The sequence below is a fragment of the Ruegeria sp. HKCCD6119 genome (assembly GCF_013110585.1).
Classification (GTDB): Bacteria; Pseudomonadota; Alphaproteobacteria; order Rhodobacterales; family Rhodobacteraceae; genus Ruegeria.
In genome coordinates this window covers 77,000-103,822 of the sequence record NZ_WVQV01000004.1, presented here as the reverse complement: position 1 = coordinate 103,822, position 26,823 = coordinate 77,000, and the positions used below count along the sequence as shown (strand labels likewise).

Here is a 26,823-nt window from a genome sequence, read left to right as displayed (position 1 = left end):
CCCCGGATCAGAGGTACGCATCAGGGTTTTGCTGGATCCCGTGTCAGTTCGCCGATGCCAGTTCCTTTGGCGGGCGGAAGGTCCACAAGGTACCACCCTGGTTCAGATAGTTGACCTTCTTGGCCACCTCACCCCCCCAGAGCGGTGCAGTGCCGCCCCAGCTGGAAATGATCGCGACATATTGTTCACCATCCTGTTCCCAGGTCACACGCTGCCCGAGCCGGTCTGGAACGACCACAGCTTCTCGCTGGTCTCGTCGTCCAGCGCGATAAACTCACCTTCAGGCGTGCCAAAGAACACCAAGCCACCGGCTGTCGTCATCACGCCTGACCACAGCGGCGCGTTGTTCTTGTATCCCTATTCCCATTCGCCGGTATCCGGATCGATGGCCTTGAGAGATCCAATGTGATCTTCGTAATAGGGCTTGATCGTAAAGCCTGCGCCCAGATAGGCGGCACCCTTCTTGTACGAGATCGGCTGGTTCCAGATATCCATGCCCCATTCGTTCGACCGTACATAAAAATTGCCGGTACGTTGCGAAAAGGACATCGGCATCCAGTTCTTGCCGCCAAGGAAAGAAGGCGATGCAAAGATCACTTCACCCTTCTTGTCATCAGCCGCTGACGACGGATCCCCGGGGCGGTTTTCTTCGACAAAGACCGGTCGGCCGGTCTCATCCACGCCGGACGCCCATGTTATGTCTTTGACAAACGGATTAGCCGATACAAAGGCACTGTCTTCGCGGTTCAGAAAATAGAAATACCCGTTGCGATCGGCGGTTGCGTAACGCTTGTTTCCTTCACGGTCGGTATAGGCAACAACCTCGTTTACACCGTCATAGTCCCAACCTTCGCGCGGCGTGGTCTGGAAATGCCACTTGATTTCGCCGGTTTTCGGATCGATTCCGATGCGGCTGGCCGCGTAAAGGTTGTCTCTGGCGTTACCTTCCGTCGGCGTGCCCGCATTGTGCAGCCACGAGTTCCACGGCGCCGGGTTTCCGACCCCGAAAACAAGCGTATCCGTGTCCGCGTCATAGGAACAACCCAGCCAGGTTGCGCCACCGCCGGTCTTCCACATGTCGCCGGGTCACGTCGCATTCAACTCGCCCGTCATGGTGCTTTCTTCATCGTTCAGCGTCTCCATATGGCCTTCTATGACCGGGCGTTCCCATACCGGATCACCGGTGTTCACGTCCCGTGCCTGCACAGCGCCAACGATGCCAAACTCACCACCCGAATTTCCGGTGATCACCAGCCCGTCAACGATCAGCGGAGCCGCGTTGTAAGAATACGCCGCCTTGTAGTCCGCGATTTTATCACGCCGCACGACGTCGCCGGTGTCTTTGTTCAGGGCCACAATCCGGGCATCAAGGGTGCCGAAAATCACCTTGTCGCCGTAGATGGCGGCACGCCGGTTCACCACGTCACAGCAAGGCAGAATGCCTTCGGGCAGGCACGCCTCGTATCGCCAGACCTCTTTGCCGGTTTCCAGATCAATTGCATAAAGGCGCGAATACGATCCGGTGATATACATCATGCCGCCATAGATCAGCGGTTGGGTTTCCTGCCCGCGCTGTTTTTCGCCACCAAGGCTGAACGCCCAGGCCGGCAACAGGTTCTTGACGTTGTCTTTGTTCAGCATGTCCAACGGGCTGTAGCGCTGCAAATGGCGTCCCATCCCGTTTGTCACGACCTGGGTCGTAATTGACTGGTCGTTGGCCAGATCGTCCTCGGTAACTTCTGCATGGGCCGTGCCCACTGCAATCACGCTTGCAACTGCCGCCATTGTGAACCGGTTCATCGGTGTCCTCCCTAGACTTGTGTCTTCCCTCCGCACCGAATCGCCGACAGGTCAGAGCTGTTGGCACGGCAACTATTCGCAGGCGGGTCTGTCGGCGAAATTGCACAATGGTCGTGGGGGCAATTCGCGCATTTCATCCGGGCTCCACACTCATGGTTTCGGCGGCACCAGCGGTGACTTATCGGACCACTTTCGGGCATCTGTCGCAACGGTTTGCGACGCGGCGCCGATCCTTCTCCCGGACGAACATGATCTTGATACGGTTGCGCCATTTGGCCCTGCACGTGTCGTTCGGAACGGGTCTGTCCCGCGACGTCCCGCCCAGAATGCAGGGATATGTTTCCTTGACCTTTCAGGCCGCCCAAAAATCTACCGACCACCATTGCCGCTGAAATTCAGGAGCTTGATTCAGTTTCCGGCGTCGATTTCAGAGCTGACCCAAGGTTCGGTTCCGCCCTTGACGAATTCCGCGTGGCGCGGGCGCGAGTCCACCAGGGCGTTGGCGAACAACTCCTGTGTTTCAGTATCGATCCAATGAGCCATATTGATGGTCTCGGACGTGGTGACAGCGATCGTGCCGTCAGGTGAGACCGCCATCCCTTCCGGCTCGATACTCACGTCTATCTGGGCAATTACGGTCCGCGATACCGTGTCGACGACAGTTGTTATCGCGTCATCTTCGTTGGCGATGTACAGATGCCGATCATTCGGGTGCAAAACGAACTGTTCGGGGTCTTCGCCCGACGGCAGATCATAAAGGACTTCTCCGGTTTCAGGATCCATGACCTGCACCGAGTCATTATCTGACGCGCAGATGTAGAGAACCGAGTAGTCCTTGGAAAATGTGATCCCGCGTGGTCGTTCTCCGGTTTTAAGGGTGCGGATCACTTCAAACGTTTCGATATTGATCACGCTGAGCGTGTCGTCTTTTTCATTGCTGATCCAAATCTCGTCCGAAACCGCCGGAGTGCAAAATGCAGCAGCGGCCAAAAAGACGGAAAACTTTATCTTCAGTCCTCGCTAAAGGCCGTGCACAGGCATTCGGCCTGGTCAATTCCCAGAGTGTCCAGTTCAGTCCTGTGGTTCAGGAAACCCGCGAGCGGTGCGAGGGCCACGACCGCTCGATCCGTCATCAGCGGGATGGGTTGGCGCAACTGACCGTTCCAGGCGCGGAAACTCATCGCCCGGCCCTTGAAGCCTGCCAGTTCAAATTTTTCCAACAGAATGTAGTCCCGCAGAACCGCGGGATCGCCAGATTGCGTTCGGGCCACGGCATCGCCCAAGGACCGAAACGCAGCCCATGCCGCATAGTCGATTGGCCTCATCGACCGGCCTGCTTAACCGGCGAACCGGCTCTGCAACTGAACCGCGCCCCATTGCTCGACCACAGGCGACCACGTGACCGGTCGCAACCCTTCCGAACCTGCGACCGGCCTGGGTTCCCATGTGTTGAACGGTATATATCTTGCGAAGTCGCCCAGCTCATCCGCGACCAACGTGACATCGTAGTCCACGAAATCCTGTGTGAAAACAGGAACTTCCTGCGCCGCATTGTGCCTCATGTCAGCATCGAAACGCCAGGTCTTTTCCGCCCGAATTTCCAGTCCGAATTTGGTCAGGGACAGTTTCATTGCGTCAGCAAAGGCCATGTCCGACTGGTGTTCTCCGGCGACCAGAACCAGATCGTCCCAGCGCCTTTTGACCAGAAATTGTGCCAGAGCGTTCGCGCGCATCGCATCGGACGGCATGGTGTGCAGCAGGTTGGCACGGTTAGGCGGTATGTCTTAAGTCGCGGTGGCGGGCAGACGCGTTGAGCAAGATGGCGTCGGCGGCCTCGGGAAGATCAGCGACCGCCAGTTGCGCCTGCGCCGGAGCGTCCAATATCAGGAAGCTTGTCTGGGACAAGGCCCGGCGCGCCGTATCAAGCCAATTCCCGTCTTCCGGGACGGTCAAAACTGTCAGTTCATACGTGTGGCCCAGAAACTTGGCCGTTGTCAGGTTGTCTGACAAAGCCAGTTCTGCACCTGCCGTGCCCAGATCGTCGGGCAAAGGGTCAAGGTTCGACAAAACCGGTGGTCGTCTGACCTGTTGATGAAGATAGACAGCAGATACAGAGACCTCAGCTGCAGCAACCATTGGCAACAGAACAAGAGTTGCAAAGACGCAAAAAACATGGCCGTGTTTGCTCCTCCTCCGATGCTGCTCTACTAAAATGAGTCCTTGGGCGGCATGCCATTCGACCTTAGTCGCACGCAGCGGCTCATCTGCAAACAAGGTCGAATTTCACGATGGTTTTCCCTGAGCTAAGACCAGAGCCAGCATCAGAAGGAGGAGACGATGGGTCTTGTGTTTTTCAACACAGCGCTGGCTGGCCTGACCGCAGGTGGCATGGCGTTTTCGCACGGAGACGTCGCCCCGCGACCTGCTGGCCGCGATGGCCGACGGCGGGGAAGGTGATGCCGCAGCGCTTCAGTCGGATCTCAGCCAGATTGCCGGCACTGTGGAAACAGGATCGGGCGCCCTGCGGCTGACAGCGTGGCCTTTCGCGCCGCTGTTCTGATCTCGGGCGACAGCCCTGATTTCTCATAGGCGGCGGAGCAACTGACAATTGGATTGTCTGCCGCGCAATAGGACGGCAGACTGAGACACATGATCGGACGCACATTTTTTTTCTCCCTGTTGGCTGCCACTCTTTCAACCGGAATGGCGGTGGCCCGATGCGAGGATCGTGTACCTCAACCCAAACCACAAAACGCCAGCCGGGATATCGTTGGCGCTGATCTCGATACCATCGTCGCGCGCGGCTATATCAAATTTGCGGCTTATGACGACTTTGCCCCGTGGTCCTATGAGAGAGACGGCAAGATACAGGGCGTGGATATCGACACCAGAACATTGATCGCCGAAGAGCTGGGTGTTGACGCGCGTTTCAATCTGGTGGCTGCCGGCGAAAACCTTGAGGCTAGGCTGACGCCAGAGCTTGACATCCATACCCCACCCCTACCCGGTTTTACCGTCAGTTCATGGACCACTGGCGTGGCCGTTCATTTCGCCTATCGCGGCCTCGGCTATGCTGTGGACGATGCCATTTACGCGGCGTTGCAGGATGGGCGCATCGCCGAAATCTTCAAACGTCACGGCCTTACACATTCGCCGCCCATACTGCGGTGACTACACCCAAGGTCTTATAGGCAAGGCTGCGAACACCGCGTAGCGTAACAAAAATATACTTGGAGAAGTGAAATGGAACTCAATGACAGCCTCGTCATCGCCGCGCCGCGTTCCAAAGTCTGGGCCGCGCTTTTGTCGGCAGATGTTCTGAAGGAATGCGTGCCGGGATGTCAGGAGATGACAGGCTCGGTCGAAGACGGGTTCGAGGCCACCGTCGTGCAGAAAGTAGGCCCGGTCAAAGCGACGTTCAAAGGCTCTGTGACCCTTTCTGATCTCGTGGAGCTTGAAAGCGTGAAGTTATCGGGTGAAGGTAAGGGAGGAGCCGCCGGATTTGCCAAAGGCGCGGCCGACGTCACCTTGTCGGATGCCCCCGAAGGCACACTACTGACCTACGCGGTCGATGCACGCGTCGGTGGCAAACTGGCTCAGTTGGGGGGGCGCGTGATCGATGGGGTTGCCAGAAAAATGGCCGACCAGTTCTTTGAGAACTTCCAGAATGCGGTCGAACCTCAGGATGTGCCCGAGCCCGAAACCTCGGAAGAAGACGAGACCGGGGAAGAAAAGAAAGGTTGGATCAAGCGCGTGTTAGGCGGTTGATCCTTTGGAATTCAGGGAGGAGAAAGTCATGAAAATTTCCATGACCGTGAACGGCAAAGCCGTAAGCGGAGACGTCGAGGGCCGGACATTGCTGTCCGGTTTTCTGCGCGATCATCTGTCTTTGACGGGCACGCATGTGGGGTGCGACACAGCGCAATGCGGTGCTTGCGTGGTGCATGTGAATGGCGAAGCGGTGAAATCGTGCAACATGCTGGCCGCCGAAGCAGATGGGGCCGATGTCGGCACGATCGAAGGCCAGGCAACAGCGGATGGCTCACTGAACGTGATACAGCAGGCGTTTCAGGATCACCACGGTCTGCAATGCGGATTCTGCACTCCGGGCATGGTGATGAGCGCCGCCGCGCTGCTGAAAGAGAACCCGCGCCCAACCGAGGCCGAAATCCGGAAGTATCTGGAGGGCAACCTGTGCCGCTGTACTGGGTATCACAACATCGTCAAAGCGATCATGGCCGCATCCGGCCAGGACGTGGGCAGCATCGCTGCGGAATGATGCCGCTGCGGGCGTCGGAAACACGCCCGTGGGATGAGTGAGGGATGCAGCAGCATCCGTTTATGGGAGGAGAATAAGCAATGCCCAAAGACAGTGGCATCGGAGCCAGTTCCAAGCGGCGCGAGGACGTACGCTTTCTGACCGGAGCAGGCAATTATACCGACGACATCAACGTACATGGCCAGGCCTATGTGCATTTTCTGCGGTCCGACATCGCGCATGGCCGGATAAAATCCCTGGACACTTCGGCGGCCGAAGGCATGCCGGGCGTGATCAAGGTTTTTACCGGCAAGGATTTCGAAGGCGTGGGCGGCATGCCCTGCGGCTGGGAAGTCACCGACAAGCACGGCGCGCCGATGCAAGAGCCGCCGCACCCCATTCTGGCGCAAGGCAAAGTGCGCCATGTTGGCGATCCGATTGCTGCCGTTGTGGCCGACAGCCTTGAACAGGCGCGCGACGCGGCTGAGGCAATCGATGTGGATATCGAAGAACTGCCCGCGGTGATCGACATGAAGGCAGCCGCGCAGGATGGCGCGACGCTGGTCCATGACGATCTGAAGAACAACATCTGCTATGACTGGCAGTTGGGTGAGGCGGACGATGCCAAGGTGAACGAAGTGTTTGCCAACGCCGCGCATGTCAGCACGCTGGAACTGGTGAACAACCGGCTGGTCGCCAACCCGATGGAACCGCGCGTGGCCGTGGCGGAATACAGCCGGGGCACGGATGAGTATACGCTCTATACCACGTCGCAGAACCCGCATGTGATCCGGCTGCTGATGTGCGCCTTTGTGCTCGGCCTGCCCGAACACAAGGTCCGCGTCGTGGCGCCGGATGTGGGCGGCGGTTTCGGCACCAAGATTTTCCACTATGCGGAAGAGGCATTCTGCACCTTTGCCGCCAAGGCCTGCAACCGCCCGGTCAAGTGGACGGCCAGCCGGTCCGAGGCGTTCATGTCGGATGCACAGGGCCGCGACCATGTCAGCAAGATCGAGCTGGCGCTGGATGCCGACAACAATTTCGTCGGCCTGCGTACCAACACATATGCCAATCTGGGCGCGTATCTATCCACCTTTTCCAGCTCGGTCCCGACCTGGCTGCACGGCACGCTGATGGCGGGCAACTACAAGACGCCGGTCATTCAGGTAAACGTGAAGGCGATGTTCACCAACACGGTGCCGGTGGACGCCTATCGCGGCGCGGGCCGCCCCGAGGCGACATACCAGTTGGAACGTGTGATCGACAAAGCCGCGCGCGAACTGGGTGTCGATCCGATCGCCCTGCGGCGACAGAACTTTGTCACCCAGTTCCCCTATGACACGCCGGTGGCGCTGACTTATGACACCGGGGATTACAACGGGACGATGGACAAGCTTGAGGCTGCGGCTGATCTCGCGGGCTTTGCAGCACGACGCGCGCAGAGTGAGGCCAAAGGCAAGCTGCGCGGTCTCGGCGTCAATTGCTATATCGAGGCTTGTGGTATCGCGCCTTCGAATATCGTCGGCATGTTGGGAGCCCGTGCGGGTCTTTACGACGCGGCGACAGTTCGGGTGAACGCCACCGGTTCGATAAGTGTGATGGTTGGCGCACACAGCCACGGGCAAGGCCATGAAACAGCATTCCCGCAGGTCGTGGCCGACATGATCGGCATCGACGAGTCAATGGTCGAGATCGTGCACGGGGACACCTCGAAGATCCCGTTTGGCATGGGCACCTATGGCTCACGCTCGCTGGCGGTCTGCGGCTCGGCTATGGTCAAGGCCACCGAGAAGGTGATCGACAAGGCCAAAAAGATTGCAGCCCATTTGCTGGAAGCGTCCGAGGCAGATATCGAACTTAAGGACGGTCAGTTCAGTGTTGCGGGGACCGACAAGTCGGTGGCGTGGGGGGATGTGACCCTTACGGCTTATGTACCGCACAACTATCCGCTGGAAGTTGAACCGGGACTGGAGGAAACCGCGTTTTACGACCCGGCCAACTTTACTTTCCCGGCAGGGGCTTATGCCTGTGAGGTCGAGGTTGATCCAGACACAGGTCAGGTCACGATTGAGAAATTCACGGCTGCGGATGACTTTGGCAATATCGTCAATCCAATGATCGTTGATGGCCAGGTGCATGGCGGTATTGGTCAGGGCATCGGTCAAGCCCTGCTGGAGAACTGCGCCTATGACGAGAACGGCCAGCTGCTGAGTGCGTCCTTCATGGACTATGCGATGCCGCGTGCGGATGACGTGCCATTCTACGGCGTAGATCATTCCAGCCAGACGCCGTGTACGCACAATCCGCTTGGTGTGAAGGGTTGCGGCGAGGCCGGTGCGATCGGCTCACCGCCTGCGGTGGTCAACGCGGTGCTGGATGCGTTGAACTCAGGTGGAAGGGCTGTTGATCATATCGACATGCCGATGAGCCCGTCACGCGTTTGGACGGCGATGCATGGTTGAGAGGTTAAGGTGCGAGGGGCCAGCCCCTCGCGCTCCCCGGGATATTTATAGCCAGATGAAGGGCGGATCAGCGCCTTTTCGGAAAGGAAGAACGAAATGTACAATTTCGAGTTTGAGAAGCCCTCGACCATTGCTGACGCGGTTGCAGCATTGGCAGCAGAGGATGCGCAGGCGTTGGGAGGCGGACAGACGCTGATCCCAACATTGAAGCAACGGTTGGCGGCCCCGTCCAAGTTGGTGTCGGTGAGCGGAATTCCCGAGATGCAAGGCGTTTGCATCGAGGATGACGGATCGGTGTCGATCGGTGGCGCGACGCCCCACGCTGTCGTCGCCCGCGAGGCCGTGAGCTCGTATCCAGCGCTTGCAGCGCTGGCCGGTCAGATTGGCGATCCGGCAGTTCGCAACCGCGGGACGATTGGCGGCTCGGTTGCCAACAATGACACTGCGGCCTGTTATCCGGCAGGGGTATTGGGATCAGGGGCGACTATCGTGACCAATACCCGCCAGATTGCCGCCGATGACTTTTTCCAGGGAATGTTCACGACAGCACTGGATGAGGGTGAAATCATCACATCGGTCCGTTTCCCGGTGCCGCAAGCGGCGAGCTACCGGAAGTTCCTTCAGCCAGCCTCGCGTTTTGCGCTTGTCGGGGTCTACCTGGCCCGCTTTGCGGACGGAGTGCGCATCGCGGTAACCGGCGCGAGCGAGGACGGCGTTTTCCGGTGGTCCGAGGCTGAACAGGCGCTTAACAAGGAATTTCGCCCTGATGCCCTTATGGACCTGCGCGTAAACCCGGCGAACATGATTGCGGATCTGCATGGAAGCAAGGAGTATCGAGCGCATCTTGTTTCGGTCATGACCAAACGCGCGGTTGAAGACTGCTTGTAAAGAATTGGTCGGGAAAATCGAAAAGTCCCGGTGTCATCCGGGGCTTTTTATACTTGCAGCGTCACCACTTTCCCATTGGGGCGTACACGGATCGCGATGCGCTCGCCGGCTGCCTGCGCAAGGGTCGCTGCTATTTCAGCCTCGGAAGCATGACAGAATGCTGTTGAAAGCGCGTCTGCCGTCGTAGCATCCGGTGCCTGGACACTGACCGTTGACCAAAGCGGTGCGTTTCCGCCCATCGGGTCGATGATGTGAGCGCCGCCCGACCGCAGGCGCATGACGTCAGCGCTGGACGTAGCAATGGCGCGGTCCTTCAAATGCGTGACTTCGACAAGTCGGTGCACTGGATCCGTGACGCCCGGCAGCCGCTGACGACCACTTGCATAATATTCTCCGATATTGACCAGAACCTTTTCCCACCCGGCTTTGCGCAAGGCGCGAACGACCAGATCGGTGGCGAAACCTTGAGCGATGACGTTCAGGATAAGCGCTTGATCAGGGCCCAATTGCACGAGTTCCTTAGTTAGACCTACGCGGTTCCATCCGATCAGCCTTCGCGCGTGTTGAGCCTCATTCTCGGACGCGGCAAGCCAAATTGGCTGAACTGTGGGATCAAAGCGACCATTTGTGAGGTCGTAAGCCGCGCTGCACGCTGTCAAAAGAGACACAAAAGCGGGATCGGGGCTTTTGAGATACCCTTTCCGGTTGAGCTCCGACAGGGCAGAGTTCGGGCGATACAGGCTGAAGAGCGCCTCGCATTCCTCCAGAATGGATCGCAGAGCGGCAATGGCATGTTCTGCCTCCACAGGGTCAGCATCCAGTGTCAGGCTGATTTCGGCCCCCATGGCGTAGCCACGCCGACGGATAGGCTGTGCATGAGACGGAGATGCCAGTGCTGCGGCAGATATGGCCAGAAAGCGGCGACGGTTGATCATTCGGCTACAACCTCTCTCGTGCGGCGGCGAGCCGGGACGATCATGGGAACGCAGCGGTTGCGGTCGTTATATATGGCGACGCAGTCGAGATACTGAAAACACTCATCAAACTGAATTTGCCCGGCTTGCGTGATCGCGCCAAATTTGCATTTGACCTTGCGTAGCTGACAGGGTGACCCGCATTCGGCGCGGTGTTCGATACAGTCGCGGCCCCGAAGCAACCCACCGATCGCAAGGAACGCGCCCAAGGGGCAGGCATATCGGCAAAAGCCCTTGAACACCGCCATTCCCAGAACCAGCCAGAAGATGGCGTAGGCGACATAATACCATTCGCGAAAAAAGAAGGTCGTGATCGCTGTTTTGAAGGGCTCAACCTCTGCCGCTTTATCGACCTGATCAGGTGCGGCAAAGACAACGCAAGCAAGGCCGTCAGTACCGCGTATTTCAACCATTTCAGACGGTTGCCCATTTTTTTGACGGTTCAACCTGAGGGATACGAAGGGCTTTGCCCAGATGATGTGCGAATTCCCGAAGGGCACCGAAAGGGCAGAGCCATCCGCAGAACAATCCCCTGCCCCAAGCAATCAAACCCGCAAGGGTCACGGCCCAGATCAGCAACGAGAACGGATCATAGAGCAGGAAGGCAGAACTGCCGCCGTCCAATGCCGTACGCAATGCCCCCAAGACCGTGACGATCCATAGCTGCCCTTGCCCCCACCAACCCACGAAAACTGTGACAAGGGCAAGAACGCCAAGACGTACGGGAGTGAACAATGGTCGCGCCGCAAGGGCATTCATTCGCAGGGCCTAAACGGCCAACAGCGCAGCCAGAAACACACCCAGGAAAACCAGATCCAACTGGCGATTTCGCAGCGCTTCAAGCCAGGGCGGTGCCGGAACAATCTGTTCTGGTCGATCAAAGAACCTTTCAGGTGAGATATGTGCAACATCCAAAGTGACGGATCCTGTTTCAGGCTGGAACATGCCATGTTCGCGAACTGCAAGAACCTTCAACACCCATTCTCGGGAAGGTTCGAACCCCAGGCGCCGGTCGGTGCGCAGGATCATGGCAACGCCATCTGGCATGTTATCCGCCAACTCGACCAGCAGATCGGCATCACGCAGAGCGACCGGCAATCCGCTCTGCTCGGCCGAAATCCAGTCCGGCGTGGTATTGCGTACAAAGTCTTCGCTGACCGGACCATGGCGCACCGTTTCGATCACAAGGATCAGCTCGTCATTGTCCGAAATTTCCATGAAGCGCTGCACCTCTTCATAACTGTCCGTGGTCAAGGCAGCGCGAGCGATGGCTTTTGGGCCCACATCCACGACCCACAGATCCAGATAAGGGTCGTCGGGACTGTACTGCGGCTCGGGATCGTCATCTTCCCAAAGGGTGCCATCGAACAGAGCGTCAACTTGCGCATTCGTGTAGACCTTGCATGTGGCGATGCCCTGATCGATCAGATCCTGCCAGTTGAGTTCTTCTTGATAATCGGGATCCGGAAATGCAGGCGGCGCGGTTGCCAATCCCTGCATTTTCTCGCGCGCGACTGTCAAAGCAGCGCCCATGACCGATTCATGCACGATCCGCACAACTTGCCGTCGCTTTTGTAACCCCGTCCAGATAGACCAATGACGACCCGCTTGCTGCATCGCCGTACGGGGTTCCGACAACGATGGAATCCGAGATCGAAAGGCCCCTGTATTGCTCGAAGAATTTGTGGAAAGGGGCTCTCCGAGCCATAAAACAAAGATCGGTTCGTTATGTTCAATCAACTGCACGTCAAGAAAACGCCCTTCAAGATCCAGCACGATCAACATGTTGATTGGTGCGCCTGAAAAACCGGACAATGGCGCCAAGGGTTTCGATTCAAAGACATAGCCTGCATCGGCCCCGCCGGAGTTCAGCAGACTGTAGACGCCGTTTTCGTACAACGCCGCCCCCAATGCGAACGGCGCGCGGATGTAGGATTCGATATCATCGCGCGACACAGGTTCAACCAAAATCACCAGGCCGCCGAAAAGCAGCATTAGAATGCATGTGAGTACGCGCATGATCGAAAGACTAACTTTCCACCCTTCGCCGGGACATTCGACGAAAGTTCTAAGTCCCTGCCCGCGGCCCTAAGGCAGTCCTGCATCCAAAGTTGCAGCCGCAAGGAAATCGACCGTGACAGGTGATGCGGCCCTCGCCGGTCCGGTGCGCAAACCGTCACCTCAGCAGCCAGAGGTGGCGGAAGTACGGGGTATTCGGCCGGTCGGTAGGGGGCAGACCTGGTTCGCCGTTCCTTACGGCATTAGCCCCGGGGTGATATTGGGGTTTTTCACGTCAAAGGCGACGCTTTACCGAAAAAGAACAGGCCGCCCAGTTAGGGCGGCCTGACCAGGTTTTTTCTTGTGCCTACGCCTTACTCGGCTGCCTGCGCGCTGTTGGCAGAGTGCTTGTCACGCTGACTGTCGCGGAACAGCGCCTTGGCCAGCGATACGCACATCAGGCCCATCACCATGGTGAACGGAAGCGCACCGATGATCATGGCATTGCGCAGCGCATCCATAGGGTTGTTTTCACCCGCCGCCAGGATCAGCGCGCCGATCACTGCCGTCAGGATCACACCCCAGATGATGCGGTGCTTGATACCGGTTTCCTGGCTACCACCCGACATGATGGTGTTCATCACCAGAATACCCGAGTCCGCCGAGGTTACCAGGAAGGTCATGATCAGGATCACGCACATAACGTTCAGCATGGACAGCAGCCCACCATCGATCATGAAGGACAATGTCGTGAACAGCTTGTTGGTGTTCGATGCGCCGATGATCGCACCTTCTGCCGCGCCTGCCAGTTCCAGATCGATCGCTGTGCCGCCCAAAACGGTCATCCAGGCAAAGCACACCAGCGCAGGTGCGAACACGCAGCCCAAGATGAACTCGCGGACGGTCCGACCCTTGGAGATGCGCGCCAGGAAAAGCCCCACGAAGGGCGAGAATGCGATCCACCACGCCCAGTAGAAGGTGGTCCAGCCTGCCTGCCAGCCAAACTGACGACCTTGCTCACCCGCAGCGTAGGCCGCGGCCAAGGTTGCTTCGTCCAACTCGGCCGCTGCACCTTCCAGACCGCTTTTGAAGCCGTCGAAGCTACCCCAGGCATTGGTCGCCCCACCCATCAGATCTGCGGCATGTGCTTGCGCCTCGGCCGGCAGAGCCGCTGCGAATGCTTCGGCCGACAGCGGGCCATAGGCATTGAAGCTGAGCGACAGGAAGTGCAGGATGTAGTCGATCATCGCAGTGCCATAAGTGGTCATGGCAAAGACAAACGAACCGAAGACCACGAAAGTGCCCAGCAGGATGATCGACAGCACCAGGTTCAGGTTGGACAGGTACTTGACACCCCGGCCGACACCGGAAACCGCCGAAATGATCGACAGGCCCATGATAACGATCAAGCCTGAAATCAGACCGACCTTGCTGGGGGTCGGCACCTCGCCGCCCAGATCCATGATCCACTGCATGCCGGTGATGGCATAAAGGCCGTCGATGAACTGGCTGACGCCATAGCCGATGGTTACGGACACGCCGAGGATCGTTGCGACAACGCCCAAAACGTCAACCACGTGGCCGAAAAAGCCGTTGACGAAACGGCCAAACAACGGTGTCAGCGCAGAGCGGATCGTCAGAGGCATGTCGCGTGTATAGGCGTAGTAGGCCAGGGACAGGCCGGTTACCACATAGATCGCCCAGGCGTGAAAGCCGTAGTGCAGGAAAGTGAAACGATAAGCCGATTGAACGGATTCAGGGTCATTTCCTGCAACTTCACCCGACAAAACCACAGGGTTAGACCCCCAAAGGCCCAGCGGTTCTGCTGTGGCGAAAACCATGAGCCCCACACCAAGACCGGCACCAAACATCATGGAGAACCATGAGAAGTTCGAAAACTCGGGCTTTTCCCCCGGCGTTCCCATGATCCTACGACCCGTGGACGGAATGATCGCAACAACGGCAAGGAAAAAGAAGAAAAAACCGACAATGACGATGTAGAAGCTGTTGAAGACTTCCAGCAACTGGCTGTTCAGGCTGCCCAATGTGCTGTTTGCATTCGCTGGGAAAACCAGGGCCCACAGCACCAGCCCGACCATGATGGCTTTGCTGATCAGGGCAATTGGGACGCTGTAGTTTTCATAGAATCCGGAATCAGCCGTTTCTATTTCAACGTCCGTGAAAGGTTCGGGTATCGACATATCGCACGTTCCTCCTCGAGTGTGTCGTTCTTTGTTCTTCTGAAAAAATGCTGGAAAACATCGCGTTGCACGACGTGGACAATCATGCACGATGCACGAACCGATGTTGAGTTGTGTTCAGCCCAAACTTGGGCTTGCAGTAACAACGCTTGCTCCCATTACGTCTCTTACTGCAAATTTCCTCCCGATTGCTCGCTGCCTGCTGTCATCACCGATCCCGGTGATAAGTCAGCGTGTGGTTGAATGTCGTCGCGGCATCTTAAGTGGTTATTGGGTTTCCAGTTTCGAAAAACCTATAGCAAGGGTGAGATGTTCTAACCTGAGAATCCGACACTTCGATCACATGAAGCGACCACCGAATTCACTCGATTGCGATGTTAGCGAGAACAATGCGACGACATGATTTGTTGTGACCACTACGTCCTTCACAGCTTCAGGACCAGTTTATCGGACTTGGCCCGCGAAACGCAGGTGCACAGGAATTCGTGGCTTTCCTGCTCTTGCGGTGTGAGTATTCCGTCGCGGTGATCGACCTGCCCTGCCACTACGTCAACAATGCATGACCCGCACAACCCTTCAGAGCAGCCGAAATCGACCTGCACGCCGTTGTTTTGCAATACTCCGAGAATAGTTTCCTCTTTTCCGACCGGGTAGACCGCGCCGGTTGACTGAATTTCGATCTGAAATTCCGCGTTTGGATCGTGGTCGATGTCAGAAGCGGGTGCAAATCGTTCAAAATGGATTGCCCCGCCACGCAAGGATGCACCTGCTTCCAGAACAGCGTTCAGCATCGGTTCAGGTCCGCAGGTATACACATCCGCACCGACGGGCATCGATTGCATGACCGATGCCAGATCAAACCAGCCGTCTGTGTCATCGCAATGCAAATGATACCATTCATCCAGCCCAAGGGCCCTGAACTGCGCGTCCATCGCTGCAAATTCTCTTGACCTTACAAGGTAGTAGACCCGAAAATCCTGCCCGCGGTTCATCAATTCCCGCGCCATTGCAACCAGCGGAGTTGCCCCGATGCCGCCTGCGATCAACGTGACATGCCGATCGTGGTTTTCGAGTTTGAAGTGATTCCGCGGCCCGCCGATTTCAACCATCGCCCCTTCTTGAAGCGCGTGCATGGCCACCGAGCCGCCACGCCCTTCATCTTCGCGTTTGACGGCGACATTGATTTCGCAGCCGTCCTGACTCCAGCTCCACAGTGAATACTGCCGCACCAGATCGTCGGCCAGATGGATATCGACATGTGCGCCGGGTTGAAGGCTTGTGAAGCGGCCGTTTTCGATTTCAAAGCAAAAATCGGACGTGTCCGGGCTTAGCCGTGTTTTGCGCACGAGGCGTGCAACTTGTGTATCCATCACACATCCTGTTCGTTCTCGGTCGACTTTGGTCCTGTACCCGATCGCAAACAGCAGGAAAAAACATAGATTTCAATTGCAAAATTTCTCACATTCGGATGAATGTAACTCACCTCTACCTTTTGAGCAACGCAGCAACCATGTCACGACGCCACTATAATCTTCCACCTCTCACGACCTTGTCGGCCTTCGAGGCCGCCGCGCGGCATCTCAGCTTCAAAGAAGCGGCCAGCGAACTGTCGGTTACGCCGGGCGCTGTCAGCCACCAGGTAAAGGCGCTGGAAAGTGAACTGGGTTCGGCGCTGTTCGTCAGAAAGCACAGGGGCGTGGAACTGACCGAGGATGGCCAGGACCTGTTCGAGGTGCTCGGTTCGTCGTTCCGGCAGATATCGAAGGTGCTCGAAAAGATTCGCAGCGGCGATTCAGAAAATCCAGTGACGGTCGGGTCCACTACCGCTGTGGCGGCGTTGTGGCTTTCTCCGTCGGTCATCCGGTTCTGGCAGGACTACCCGCACGTGAAAGTGAACCAGATGGCACAGGACAAGCCATTCTCGGACAGGCCGGATATCGACTTTTTCATCCGCTACGGTCGTGACGTGAACTCGCAGCTGAACCATACTAAACTGTACCGCGATACTCTGACGCCGGTCTGTAGCCCCGAGATGGCCCTGGAACTGAAGGGGGCAAGCCTGGAAGACCTGGTCGAACGTCGCCTGATCCACCTTGAAACGCAGGACAACACCTGGACCACCTGGCCATCTTGGTTTCACGACCTCGGATATACCGGAGTTGTACCGGTACAGTCGCGCGTAAACAGCTATGCTCTGGCGTTGCAGTTGGCCCGCAAAGGGGCCGGGCTTGCATTGGGGTGGCAACGCTTGATCCAGCCCATGCTGGCATCAGGAAAACTTGTTGCGCTAGAAGAATTCAGCATCCCTGCCCCGAACAACTTTTACCTCGTCGGTCGCCCGGACGACCAGCTGACAGAAGGTGCCCTGGCGCTGAAAAACTGGTTGCTGGATGAATTGTCCGGCGGTTCGGTTTAGTCTGCCTCAATCGGCCATGAGGTTTTTTGATGTTGAATGAAACCAGCTCGACCGGCCAATGGGGGTAACGTTCAACACATTCCGAATTACTCAGGAGCAACCGATGAACAAGCATTCAGCGCTTTCGTCTGTTCTGACCCCGGTAAACACCGCCAAGGGCCTGCCGAACGAGCATTATATCAATCCCGATATCTTCGCCGAGGAACGGGAGGCGGTCCTGTTCGCGAACTGGTCGGGCATCGGTTTTGGCAAGGACATTCCCGAAGCGGGTGATGCCTTTCCGATCGACTTTCTCGGCGTGCCGCTTCTGATGGTGCGCGACCGTGACGGACAGATCGGCGTTTTCCAGAACACCTGCCGCCATCGCGGAATGATCTTGGTCGACAAGCCGCAGAAAATCCGCGGCGCGATCCGTTGCCCCTATCACAGCTGGTGTTACGGCCTGAATGGCGAGCTGCGCACGGCGCCGCATGTCGGAGGCCCCGGACAGAACACGCATGAAGATCTGGACTTTGCTGAACTGGGCCTGATCCGCATACGTTCCTATGTCTGGCGCGATGTTGTCTTCGTGAATGTGGATGGCAACGCCCCGGAGTTCGAAGAGGTTCATGGCGAGCTGATGGAACGCTGGAAAGATTTTGAACAGCCCATGTATCATGGCGGTGCCGGCGCGTCTGTCCGGCTCGAGCTGAAGTCGAACTGGAAACTGGCGGTCGAGAATTTCTGCGAAAGCTATCACCTGCCCTGGGTTCACCCGGGTCTCAACAGCTATTCGCGCCTGGAAGACCACTACAACATCAATGAACCGGGCAAGTATTCGGGTCAGGGCACCTATGTCTATCGCCAGTTCGAAGGTCAGGATGGCGAAAAACTGGATGACTTCCAGAATCTCAGCGAAAAGTGGAACGAAGGGGCGGAATACATCGTCGTGTACCCGAACACCTTGCTGGGTGTTCAACGCGACCATGGATTTGCCTTCATCATCGATCCGATCACGCATGAACGGTCAAACGAAAGGATCGAGCTGTACTACGCCAAAAAACCGGAAGACGCACCCGAGCACGAAGCGTTGCGCGCAAAGAATGCGCAGCTTTGGAAAACCGTTTTCGAAGAGGATGTGTTCGTGGTCGAGGGCATGCAGAAAGGCCGTCACGGTGTCAAATTCGACGGCGGCCGTTTTTCGCCCGCGATGGATGGCCCAACGCATTGTTTCCACCACTGGGTGGCCACTCAGATCGAAAAAGCCCGTGCCGAGGCATAGGCGGCTTTCCGGCCGGATCATGGGCTGAGGGCGCCACGGATGTATCCTGCGCGGTCATTTGCAATCAGGAACATCGCAGATGCAGGCGATGTTCCAAGATTGCGCAAAGACGCGTGCGGATGCGTGTGATGGGTTCATCAAGGGCCGGTCCGCATCGTTGACGGCGCTGGGAAATCAGGATTCAGGCGCAAAAAGGTAGAAAGCGTATGATGATTACGTACAGGCCAACACACTTAGCGTTTCCGGTAAGAGGCTGACTTTGGATCTGCAAGAACTCGACAAGCACCTGTTGCAGGCTCACGCGGATAATGATGTGCCTGCGCTGATCCGGCTGTACCACGAGGCAGCCGACCGGGCCGAGCAAAACCAGGATCTCGACGCTGCTTGTTTTTACCTTACACATGCGTTTGTGTTCGCGCTGGAATACGGCGCGCCCGAAGCGGATGAGTTGAACCGAAAACTATACGAGCGCGGCCGCGCCCATCGTTTGGTGTTCTGACGAAATCGGTGTAGTTGGGGTATCGTGCTGGCAAAGAGACAAAGCATGACCCATTTTACCTTTCTGTGCCTCGAAGATTTCCCGCTTGCTGCCCTGTCCATGGCCATCGACCCGCTGCGCGTGGCCAATGAGATCAGCCGCAGCGATGGTCTTGGCTGGACTGTCGTTTCGGAAGATGGACAACAGATCATGTCTAGCTCACGCCTCAGCATCAACCCTGACAAGGCATTGTCCGAGGTGGAGGAAACCGACGTCGTGCTGGTCTTTGCCGGGGCCTCAGCCCGGTTGAAGGATCGCAAGGCTTCGGGCGGAGCGCTGCGACGGCTTTTGTCCCGTGGCGCGCGGATCGGTTCGGTCAGCGGTTCACTTTTTGCGCTGGCGGAAGAAAAGTTCTTCGATGGTTACAGCTGTAGCGCGCATTTCTGCTATACCGCTGCTTTGAAGGAACAATTCGACAGGGTGAACCTGTGCGACACGCTCTATACGATAGATCGCAACCGAATGTCCTTTGCCGGGACTTCAGCGGTTTTTGAATTCATGCTGGGCGTAATTTCGGATGAGGTGTCCGATGCGGTTGCCGTCGAAACGGCCTGCTGGTTCCAATACGCGACTTTGCGTGATGCGGATACGTTGCAGGTTTTGCCGGGCTACAGCAAAAATCAGACCCGCAATGCCCTGCCGCGCCCGGTGCGGCGGGCCATCGAGTTGTTTGCAAACAACATCGAAAACAAGATCTCGATCGAGCAGGTTTCGAAACGCGTTGGCATGTCCATCCGGCAATTGGAGCGGCATTTCAAGAAGGAAACCGGGATCAGCCCCGGAGGGTACTATCGCAGACTGCGACTGGATGCGGCGCGGCAGAAGCTGCTTTACACCGATCAGCCTTTGCAGGAAATCGCGCTTTCGGTCGGGTATGACAGCGCCAGTTCGTTTTCAAGCAACTATCGGCGCGCATTCGGTCTGCCGCCAGCTCAGGAGCGCAAGGAACGAAGCCGCGGCGCCAGACACGCGGCTTTGTCCTTAGGACACCGTCCTTCACAGGGCCCTGGCCACCTCGATCAGCATGTGGTGAACTGAAATCGCATAGCTGCGTGGCGCGTAGATCGAAAAATCCGTTCTCGCCTCATTGCAGCGCAGCAGGCACCCCACATGATGGATTGCGGTGCGGTTGAAGGCTCCGGCCTGCATCTGCTCGACATCCAGAACGGTCAGGCGTTGCAGCAAGACTGTGGCACCCTGCCCGGTCATGTCGATGCGTGTGAACGCGTCCGACTGATCGGTCACCGACGCCATGCCGACCAGCTCGGTTTCCATACGCCTGGCCAACTCCAACGGGCCTGCAAAAGCTTCTTCGCACAGGTACTGATCCGGGCCCAGCCAGTGCAGGCTGCTGGTTTCGCCCTTTTCCCACCGCCCCGCCTCAGGCACCGGGATTCCGCAAACGGTTTGAAGTTTGGCTTTGACGGTTTCCTCGTGTCCCAGCCTGGCTGAGACGGATGCCAGTGCCACATCCTCTCGTTCCTGAAAGGTCAGAGTTCCGACCACGTCCCGTTTGGGTTCACTGCCGCCAATGGCGGTCTTGGCAACAAAATCACGCACGGAGCCGTTCTCCTTCGGGGTCAACGAAATGCGCGCTGACAAGCGTCGCTTTGATGTTGGTGTCATCCACCGGGCTGACAATCTGCACGGTGTCGCCCAATCGCTGCGCCCCGCGTTTTACAAAGGCCAGTCCGATGCTGCTGGACAGGTGCGGCGAATAGGCAGCCGATGTGACATAGCCCAGATCGTTTTCCGGCAGGTGTGGCGCATCCTCGTCGAACACATGGCCTCCGGCCAGCACGGCATCGGCGTTGTTGACCGGCTGAATGCCGACCAAAGCCAGACCATCCGGATCGGTCAGAGCTTCGCGTGCGCTGAGCGTCGCACCGATACTGTCTTTCTGGGTTGAGACCATGCGCCCCATGCCCAAATTGTGGGCGCTGGTGGTTCCGTTCAGTTCGTTTCCGGTGGCATGGCCCTTTTCAATCCGCAGAACGCCAAGCGCTTCGGAGCCATACGGCGTTACGCCAAAGGGCTCTCCAAGCGCCATCAGATGTCGGATCAGCGCGTCACCGTACCGGGTAGGAACAGCCAGCTCATAGGCCAACTCACCCGAGAACGAGATGCGGAACAGCCGCGCCGGGATCCCCCCGGCAATGGTCACCTCGCCACACGCCATAAAGGGAAAACCTTCGTTGCTGATGTCATGGCCGTCATCAACGACCCTTTGCAGCAACTCACGGGATTTCGGGCCCGCTATGGCATATTGTGCCCAGGCGTCGGTGGTCGAGATCATCTGCACATCCATGTCCGGAAACAGGCATTGATGCACGAACTCCATGTGGCGATAGACACCAACCGCGTTTGCGGTTGTGGTGGTGACCACAAAGTGATCTTCGGCCAAGCGGGCGGCAGTGCCGTCATCCATGGCTATGCCGTCTTCGCGCAGCATCAGGCCATAACGGGTTTTGCCCACCGGCAGTTTGACAAAGCCGTTGCAATAGATCTTGTTGAGGAATTCCGCGGCATCCGCGCCCTGCACGTCGATTTTGCCCAGCGTGGTCACGTCGCAGACGCCGACACCGCTGCGTACGGCCAGAACTTCGCGATCCACGGATTCGCGCCAATGGGTCTCACCAGCCTTGGGGAACCATTGCACACGCAGCCATAGGCCCACCTCGACGAATACCGCGCCCTGTTCTTCGGCCCATTGATGGCTGGGCGTCAGTCGCGTGGGTTTGAATTCTTTTCCGACCGAGCGCCCGGCCCAGGCCCCCATCGCCACGGGCGTGTAGGGTGGCCGGAAGATGGTCGTGCCGGTTTCTGGAATGCTCTTGCCGGTGATCTCGGCCATCACGGCCAGCGCGCCGACATTCGCGGTTTTGCCCTGATCGGTCGCCATGCCAAGGGTGGTATAGCGTTTCAGATGCTCGACACTGCGGAAGCCTTCCTGTTCGGCCAGTTTGACATCCTTGACGGTCACGTCATTCTGGAAATCCAGCCAGGCGCGGCCTTTGCCGGGCACATGCCACAACGGGGTGATGCGGATCTCATCATCCTCGGCTTTCGGCAGGTCGACCGGGCAGGCCCTGATCCCCAGCCCGTCAAGCGCCGCAAGTGCCGCATTGGTGCCCGAGGCGATCGCTCCGTGGCTGGTCAGGTTGCCAGCGGCGGCACCGGCGACACTCATACCCTTGGGCAGTTCGGCAGGTGGGATGAAGGCTGCAAGCGGTTCGAACCATTGCGGGCGGCCGCGCTGATGGCATGTCAGTTGCACATTCGGATTCCACCCACCCGAAACGCCCAGACCGCTTACTTCGATGGGGCGGGTTTGACCATCGGCCATCTGCACGGTGATCGATTTCAGCCCCAAACGGCCCTGCGTATTCGTGACCTGCGCCCCGGCCAGCAATTCACATTCGGCAATGCGCGGTGCATCGTGGCGCGGGTCGATCACGGCAACAACATTGATCCCGGCTTTGATCAAATCCTGTGCGGCGCGGTGTCCTTCGTCATTGTTGGTGAAGATCGCCACGCGCTGGCCCGGTGTCACGGCCCAGCGGTTTGCATAGGCCCGCATCGCGCCCGCCAGCATTATGCCCGGTCGGTCGTTGTTTTCGAAAGCAATCGGTCGTTCGGCAGAGCCGGCACAAAGCACCGTGTGCTTCGCGTAGATGCGCCACAAAATCTGGCGTGGTTTCCCCGCCTCGGGCACCGCAAGGTGATCCGAGACCCGCTCAAGCGCGCCGTGAATGCCGTGATCATAGGCGCCGAACACGGTGGTGCGCGTCAGAAGGCGCACGTTGTCCATCGATGCCAGCTCTCCCAGTGTCTGCGCGACCCAATCGGCATTCGAAATGCCCTCGAACCGGTCACAGTCAGACAACAAACGCCCACCCATCCGGCTGTCTTCGTCGGCCAGAATGACCCGCGCGCCAGACCGCGCCGCCGTCAACGCCGCGATCAGGCCGGAGGGACCGGCGCCGATAACCAGGACATCGCAATGCAAATAGCCCTTGTCGTAGATATCCGGGTCGGCCTCCTGCGTCAGGCTGCCCAGACCGGCCGCCTTGCGGATCATCGGCTCATATAGCTTTTCCCAGAACGCCTTAGGCCACATGAAGGTCTTGTAATAGAAACCCGCCGTCAAAAAGGGCGAGAGCCGATCATTGATCGACAGCGCATCGAAGGCGAGCGAGGGCCAGCGGTTCTGCGATGTCGCCTCGAGCCCGTCGAACAGTTCGACCGTGGTCGCGCGTGTGTTGGGCTCCTGCCTGTTGCCTGTGCGCAGCTCGACCAGCGCGTTGGGCTCTTCCGAACCCGAGGCCAGCACACCGCGTGGACGGTGGTATTTGAACGAACGGCCAACCAGGCGCACGTCATTGGCCAGCAGCGCCGAGGCCAGCGTATCACCCTGATAGCCTTCGTAGGATTTGCCATCGAAGGTAAAACGCAGCTTTTTGGACCGGTCGATCAGACCGCCCTGCAAACGATTGTTCTGGGTCATTTTCCCCGTCCCGTCTTGCGGGCTACATCCCGCGCCAGTTCTGTAGCCAGAATTTCATGGGTCAGCGTGTCGCGTGTCACAACCAGCCACGAGCGGTCGCCCTGCTCGTGAAACCACAGCTCTCGGTGGGTTCCTGCCGGGTTGTCGCGCAGGTAGACATAGTCGTGAAACTCGGCGGCGGCCGTGTCGGATTGCCAGTCGGGCCGATTGATCAGACTCGCGTCGCCCAGATAGGTGAATTCGGACGCGTCACGCGGGCCAAGCAGTGGATGATTGATGATCATGTCCGGGCCTCCTCAGTGCAGGTTGGGCTGTGCGCCCACGCCTTTTTCGTCAATCATCTGCCCGGTTCTGAACCGGTCCAGACGATAGGCAGATGCAACGTCATGCGGTCGGTCGGTGGCCATCAGATGCGCGAAACAAAAACCAGATGCTGGCGTTGCCTTGAACCCGCCGTAGCACCAGCCACCATTAAAATAGAGCCCTTCAATTCCGGTGTGATCAATGAACGGCGAACCATCCATCGACATATCCATCACGCCGCCCCACATCCGCAGCAGGCGCGCGCGACCGATCATCGGCATCAGGGACATGCCACCTTCGGCCACGTCCTCGACCACAGGCAGGTTGCCGCGTTGTGCATAGGTGTTGTAGCCGTCGATATCGCCGCCAAAGACCAGACCGCCCTTGTCCGATTGGCTGACATAGAAATGTCCGGCGCCATACGTGATCACCCCGTCAAGCACCGGTTTCAGCCCTTCGGTCACAAAGGCCTGTAGCACGTGGCTTTCGATCGGCAGGCGCATCCCCGCCTGTGCCATCACGCGCCCGGAAGACCCGGCAACCGCCACGCCCACCTTCTTGGCGCCGATGTAACCCCTTGTGGTTTCAACGCCCAGCAGTTTTCCGTTTTCGATGCGGAACCCGGTGACTTCGCAATTCTGGATGATGTCGACCCCCCGTTGATCCGCGGCACGGGCATAGCCCCAAGCGACACCGTCATGACGCGCCGTACCACCGCGGCGATGCAACAGACCGCCTTTGATCGGAAAGCGCGCATCGTCAAAGTTCAGGAACGGATACATCGCGCGAACGCCCTCTGCATCCAGCAGTTCGGCCCCAGAGCCGGTGAACATCATCGCGTTGCCACGACGACGATACGCGTCACGCTGCGCGTCCGTATGACAGAGGTTCAGAATACCGCGCTGGCTGACCATCGCATTATAGTTCAGGTCCTGTTCAAGATTTTCCCACAGTTTCAGCGACAGCTCATAGAATGGCTGGTTGCCATCCAACAGGTAATTGGCGCGAATGATCGTTGTATTGCGCCCGACGTTGCCGCCACCGATCCAGCCTTTTTCCAAAACGGCCACCTTGGCGGCGTTGTGTTCCTTGGCCAGATAATATGCCGTCGCAAGGCCATGGCCGCCGCCGCCAATCACGATGAAATCATAGCTTGATTGAGGCTCGGGATCACGCCAAGCCGGTGTCCAGCCCCGGTGCCCTTGCAAAACCTGCCGCATGATCGCGAGTGCCGAATACCGCATGAATTTGTGTCCTTAACCCTCAGTGCGCCGAAGCATCATGTGCCGCCGGGAAAGCCCCAGTCACGACGTAATCCGTCACGGAGTTTATCGGTTGCGACAATTTTCAGGCCGGTATTGGGATTGATTGGCGCGCGACCGGGCAATTTTCCGGGTGCCCACCATGACCGCAGCGTTGAGGTTGCAGGATAAAAAGCAACGCACCTGGTGCGAAGATCAGAACCTCAACAATTCAATCGAATGCCCGGCGGGCAGGTCTTCGATCTCGGCCGGTATGATCGCCAACCCGTCTGCCTGCGCCAGCAAGGCAACACGGCCACTGTAGGAGGGCGCCATCAGACGTACATTAGGAAGGCCACGCGGCGAGGTACCGTCAATCTGGACCGGACGATATTCCTGCCGACCCGCGCGACGCTGCACCGGTTCGGCCAGCACGGCCTGAACAGGTACCTGAGGTCTGTGGCACAAGCCTGCGCGCCGCGCCATCATCTGCGACCCGATTATCTGCCATGTCACATAGGCTGACACCGGGTTGCCGGGCAGGCCAACGTAAAGAGCACGCCCGCGCCGCCCGAACATGACCGGTTTACCGGGCTTCATCGCCACTTTCATGACATCGGTTTCGCCGCCAATCGCGCTGAACAGCCGGGGCATGTGATCTTCATCCCCGACGGACACGCCCCCGGTCGTGACGATGAGGTCCGAGGCAACGCATGCCTCGCGCAGAACCTGTTCCAGACGGGTCGGGTCATCCACGACCGGTCCCCGGTCGATCAGTTCGATCCAGGGTTTTTGCAACAGCGCCAGCAGCATATAACGGTTCGAGTTGTAGATTTGGCCGGGGTCGAGGGGTTCGCCCGGTTGACGCAGTTCGCTGCCTGTCGAAAAGATCGTGACCTTCAGTTTTCGAAACACCAGGACCTCACCATACCCGGCGGATGCCAGGGCGGCCATCTCGCGCGGTCCAATTTCACAGCCGCGTCGCAGGATCGGACCCCCGGCACAAAGATCTTCCCCTGCGCGTCGGATATGCTGGCCGGGTTTCGGGCGGCGGCTGAATCGAATCCTGTCGATCAAAAGATCGCAATCTTCCTGCATCAGCACGGCATCGAATTCAGGTGGCACCGGAGCGCCCGTGAAAATGCGTAAAGCGCTGCCTTCGGGTGCATCATGGTCGCCGCAGTCACCCGCAGCCACGCGCCCGGCGATGGGCAGCTCGAACACCGGCCCGTCACCCAGATCACCGGTGCGGATGGCATAGCCATCCATGGCCGAGTTGTCGAAGGCAGGCATATCAACCTTGCTGGCGCAATCCTCGGCCAGAACCCGGCCTATAGCCTGTTCCAGCGGCAAAATCTCGGTTTCGGCAACAGGATCGGCGACGGAAAGACCGCGTTCAAGGGCGTCCTCGACAGTCAGATACATGTGGGCGTGGCGGTCACAGGCACATCCATCAGCCATTTTGAATCTCCGAAAATATTAAGCGTCCTGCAAATCCCGGCTGTTCGTCCGGATCCAGATTGGGCAGGCCGTCGTTGAATTTTTCCAAGTCCGAGCTGGGATCAGCAACGACCGGCAGCATACCCACGTTATGCCGACCATGTGCGGCGCGACCTGTGCCGTCATCGCCTTCTTTCACGGACGACAAATCCTGCTCGGGTTGGCCGCAAAGCTCAGACACGCGCGCGCAGTCAGAGTTCATGCCAAAGGTGGACGTTACGGTGGGCAGCCCAGCCATTCTCTCGAAGCCCTCGGTATCCTTGGCAGGGATTGGTGCAGATAGCGTCAGCCAAGTGTTCATCCGTCCCTCCGGAGCTCAGGCCACCCGGCGGGAAACCCCCCGCAGGTCAGCCAAAACGCTGATCATCACCGGCAAAAGGACGCGATGGTTTTGTCGCACGGTCCGGCCAGAAATTCCCGGCCAATGGACAGCAAGGCGGGTTTACTGTCATTGACATAGGTCATGATCCGCGTTC

Annotated in this window: 25 protein-coding genes and 2 pseudogenes; 10 read left to right on the top strand and 17 right to left on the bottom strand. The window is 58.2% G+C overall.

Going from position 1 to position 26,823, the window contains the following annotated elements; genetic code table 11:
• Positions 1–43: 43 nt before the first annotated feature.
• From GS611_RS12115 to GS611_RS21145, 5 genes and pseudogenes are all read right to left on the bottom strand, one after another.
• A pseudogene (locus GS611_RS12115) lies at positions 44–1,800 on the bottom strand (PQQ-dependent methanol/ethanol family dehydrogenase).
• A gap of 423 nt (positions 1,801–2,223) precedes the next feature.
• Positions 2,224–2,808 (bottom strand): annotated as a pseudogene (locus tag GS611_RS12105) (PQQ-dependent catabolism-associated beta-propeller protein); the annotation flags it as partial.
• Between the two features lie 2 nt (positions 2,809–2,810).
• Entirely contained in the window at positions 2,811–3,125 is a 315-nt protein-coding gene (locus GS611_RS21155; RefSeq protein ID WP_253285016.1) for a hypothetical protein, read from the bottom strand.
• 12 nt (positions 3,126–3,137) lie between these two features.
• The gene (locus tag GS611_RS21150) at positions 3,138–3,548 is read right to left on the bottom strand and encodes a hypothetical protein (RefSeq protein WP_253285014.1); all 411 of its coding nucleotides are present in this window, start codon (positions 3,546–3,548) and stop codon (positions 3,138–3,140) included.
• Positions 3,549–3,570: 22 nt separating this feature from the next.
• Positions 3,571–3,867, bottom strand: a complete 297-nt coding sequence (locus GS611_RS21145) for a hypothetical protein (RefSeq protein WP_253285012.1) — start codon at positions 3,865–3,867, stop codon at positions 3,571–3,573.
• A 316-nt stretch (positions 3,868–4,183) separates the two neighbouring features.
• Between GS611_RS21145 and GS611_RS12095 the strand changes: the two genes are divergently transcribed.
• The 6 genes from GS611_RS12095 (at position 4,184) to GS611_RS12070 (ending at position 9,408) form a co-directional block, all read left to right on the top strand.
• Positions 4,184–4,360, top strand: coding sequence for a hypothetical protein (locus tag GS611_RS12095; RefSeq protein ID WP_171635967.1), 177 nt, complete (start codon positions 4,184–4,186; stop codon positions 4,358–4,360).
• Between the two features lie 89 nt (positions 4,361–4,449).
• A complete protein-coding gene (locus GS611_RS12090) occupies positions 4,450–4,971 on the top strand; it encodes a transporter substrate-binding domain-containing protein (RefSeq protein WP_171635965.1) in 522 nt (173 codons plus the stop codon).
• A 72-nt stretch (positions 4,972–5,043) separates the two neighbouring features.
• A complete protein-coding gene (locus tag GS611_RS12085) occupies positions 5,044–5,568 on the top strand; it encodes a CoxG family protein (RefSeq protein ID WP_171635963.1) in 525 nt (174 codons plus the stop codon).
• A gap of 28 nt (positions 5,569–5,596) precedes the next feature.
• Entirely contained in the window at positions 5,597–6,079 is a 483-nt protein-coding gene (locus tag GS611_RS12080) for a (2Fe-2S)-binding protein (RefSeq protein ID WP_152460328.1), read from the top strand.
• Positions 6,080–6,159: 80 nt separating this feature from the next.
• Entirely contained in the window at positions 6,160–8,520 is a 2,361-nt protein-coding gene (locus GS611_RS12075) for a xanthine dehydrogenase family protein molybdopterin-binding subunit (protein ID WP_171635961.1), read from the top strand.
• A gap of 96 nt (positions 8,521–8,616) precedes the next feature.
• Complete coding sequence (locus GS611_RS12070; protein ID WP_171635959.1) at positions 8,617–9,408, top strand: xanthine dehydrogenase family protein subunit M; 792 nt, start codon at positions 8,617–8,619, stop codon at positions 9,406–9,408.
• A 47-nt stretch (positions 9,409–9,455) separates the two neighbouring features.
• Here GS611_RS12070 and GS611_RS12065 read toward each other — a convergent pair whose 3' ends face one another.
• The 6 genes from GS611_RS12065 to GS611_RS12050 all read right to left on the bottom strand — a co-directional run bounded on the left by GS611_RS12065 (position 9,456) and on the right by GS611_RS12050 (position 15,951).
• Positions 9,456–10,343: an FAD:protein FMN transferase gene (locus GS611_RS12065; RefSeq protein ID WP_171635957.1), complete on the bottom strand. Its 888-nt coding sequence runs from the start codon at positions 10,341–10,343 to the stop codon at positions 9,456–9,458.
• Positions 10,340–10,795, bottom strand: coding sequence for a hypothetical protein (locus tag GS611_RS21320; protein WP_371732255.1), 456 nt, complete (start codon positions 10,793–10,795; stop codon positions 10,340–10,342). Before GS611_RS21320 ends, GS611_RS12065 begins: the two co-directional genes overlap by 4 nt.
• Position 10,796: 1 nt before the next feature.
• Positions 10,797–11,141 (bottom strand): 4Fe-4S binding protein, encoded by a 345-nt coding sequence (locus tag GS611_RS21315; protein ID WP_371732254.1) that lies wholly within the window; start codon positions 11,139–11,141, stop codon positions 10,797–10,799.
• Between the two features lie 9 nt (positions 11,142–11,150).
• Positions 11,151–12,401 (bottom strand): hypothetical protein, encoded by a 1,251-nt coding sequence (locus GS611_RS21310; protein ID WP_371732253.1) that lies wholly within the window; start codon positions 12,399–12,401, stop codon positions 11,151–11,153.
• Positions 12,402–12,754: 353 nt separating this feature from the next.
• Positions 12,755–14,581, bottom strand: a complete 1,827-nt coding sequence (locus tag GS611_RS12055) for a BCCT family transporter (protein WP_171635955.1) — start codon at positions 14,579–14,581, stop codon at positions 12,755–12,757.
• Between the two features lie 425 nt (positions 14,582–15,006).
• Complete coding sequence (locus tag GS611_RS12050) at positions 15,007–15,951, bottom strand: PDR/VanB family oxidoreductase (protein ID WP_171635953.1); 945 nt, start codon at positions 15,949–15,951, stop codon at positions 15,007–15,009.
• A 140-nt stretch (positions 15,952–16,091) separates the two neighbouring features.
• Here GS611_RS12050 and GS611_RS12045 point away from each other — a divergent pair, with 140 nt between their 5' ends.
• The 4 genes from GS611_RS12045 (at position 16,092) to GS611_RS12030 (ending at position 19,834) form a co-directional block, all read left to right on the top strand.
• Positions 16,092–16,997 carry a LysR substrate-binding domain-containing protein gene (locus tag GS611_RS12045; protein ID WP_171635951.1) on the top strand — a complete coding sequence of 302 codons (906 nt, stop codon included), beginning with the start codon at positions 16,092–16,094 and terminating at the stop codon, positions 16,995–16,997.
• Positions 16,998–17,100: 103 nt separating this feature from the next.
• Positions 17,101–18,258, top strand: a complete 1,158-nt coding sequence (locus GS611_RS12040; RefSeq protein WP_171635949.1) for an aromatic ring-hydroxylating dioxygenase subunit alpha — start codon at positions 17,101–17,103, stop codon at positions 18,256–18,258.
• Between the two features lie 259 nt (positions 18,259–18,517).
• Positions 18,518–18,757, top strand: a complete 240-nt coding sequence (locus GS611_RS12035; RefSeq protein ID WP_171119331.1) for a hypothetical protein — start codon at positions 18,518–18,520, stop codon at positions 18,755–18,757.
• A gap of 45 nt (positions 18,758–18,802) precedes the next feature.
• Positions 18,803–19,834: a GlxA family transcriptional regulator gene (locus tag GS611_RS12030; RefSeq protein WP_171635947.1), complete on the top strand. Its 1,032-nt coding sequence runs from the start codon at positions 18,803–18,805 to the stop codon at positions 19,832–19,834.
• Here the strand turns inward: GS611_RS12030 and GS611_RS12025 are convergent.
• The 6 genes from GS611_RS12025 to GS611_RS12000 all read right to left on the bottom strand — a co-directional run bounded on the left by GS611_RS12025 (position 19,793) and on the right by GS611_RS12000 (position 26,648).
• Positions 19,793–20,356: a sarcosine oxidase subunit gamma gene (locus tag GS611_RS12025; protein WP_171635945.1), complete on the bottom strand. Its 564-nt coding sequence runs from the start codon at positions 20,354–20,356 to the stop codon at positions 19,793–19,795. The two genes, GS611_RS12030 and GS611_RS12025, sit on opposite strands and share 42 nt — an antisense overlap.
• A complete protein-coding gene (locus GS611_RS12020; protein ID WP_171635943.1) occupies positions 20,349–23,303 on the bottom strand; it encodes a sarcosine oxidase subunit alpha family protein in 2,955 nt (984 codons plus the stop codon). The genes GS611_RS12025 and GS611_RS12020 overlap by 8 nt, the downstream gene beginning before the upstream one ends.
• Complete coding sequence (locus GS611_RS12015) at positions 23,300–23,587, bottom strand: sarcosine oxidase subunit delta (RefSeq protein WP_152460339.1); 288 nt, start codon at positions 23,585–23,587, stop codon at positions 23,300–23,302. The genes GS611_RS12020 and GS611_RS12015 overlap by 4 nt, the downstream gene beginning before the upstream one ends.
• 12 nt (positions 23,588–23,599) lie before the next feature.
• The gene (locus GS611_RS12010) at positions 23,600–24,850 is read right to left on the bottom strand and encodes a sarcosine oxidase subunit beta family protein (protein WP_171635941.1); all 1,251 of its coding nucleotides are present in this window, start codon (positions 24,848–24,850) and stop codon (positions 23,600–23,602) included.
• Positions 24,851–25,063: 213 nt separating this feature from the next.
• A complete protein-coding gene (gene glp, locus GS611_RS12005) occupies positions 25,064–26,308 on the bottom strand; it encodes a gephyrin-like molybdotransferase Glp (RefSeq protein WP_171635939.1) in 1,245 nt (414 codons plus the stop codon).
• Positions 26,301–26,648 carry a hypothetical protein gene (locus GS611_RS12000; protein ID WP_171635937.1) on the bottom strand — a complete coding sequence of 116 codons (348 nt, stop codon included), beginning with the start codon at positions 26,646–26,648 and terminating at the stop codon, positions 26,301–26,303. The genes glp and GS611_RS12000 overlap by 8 nt, the downstream gene beginning before the upstream one ends.
• Positions 26,649–26,823: the final 175 nt, after the last annotated feature.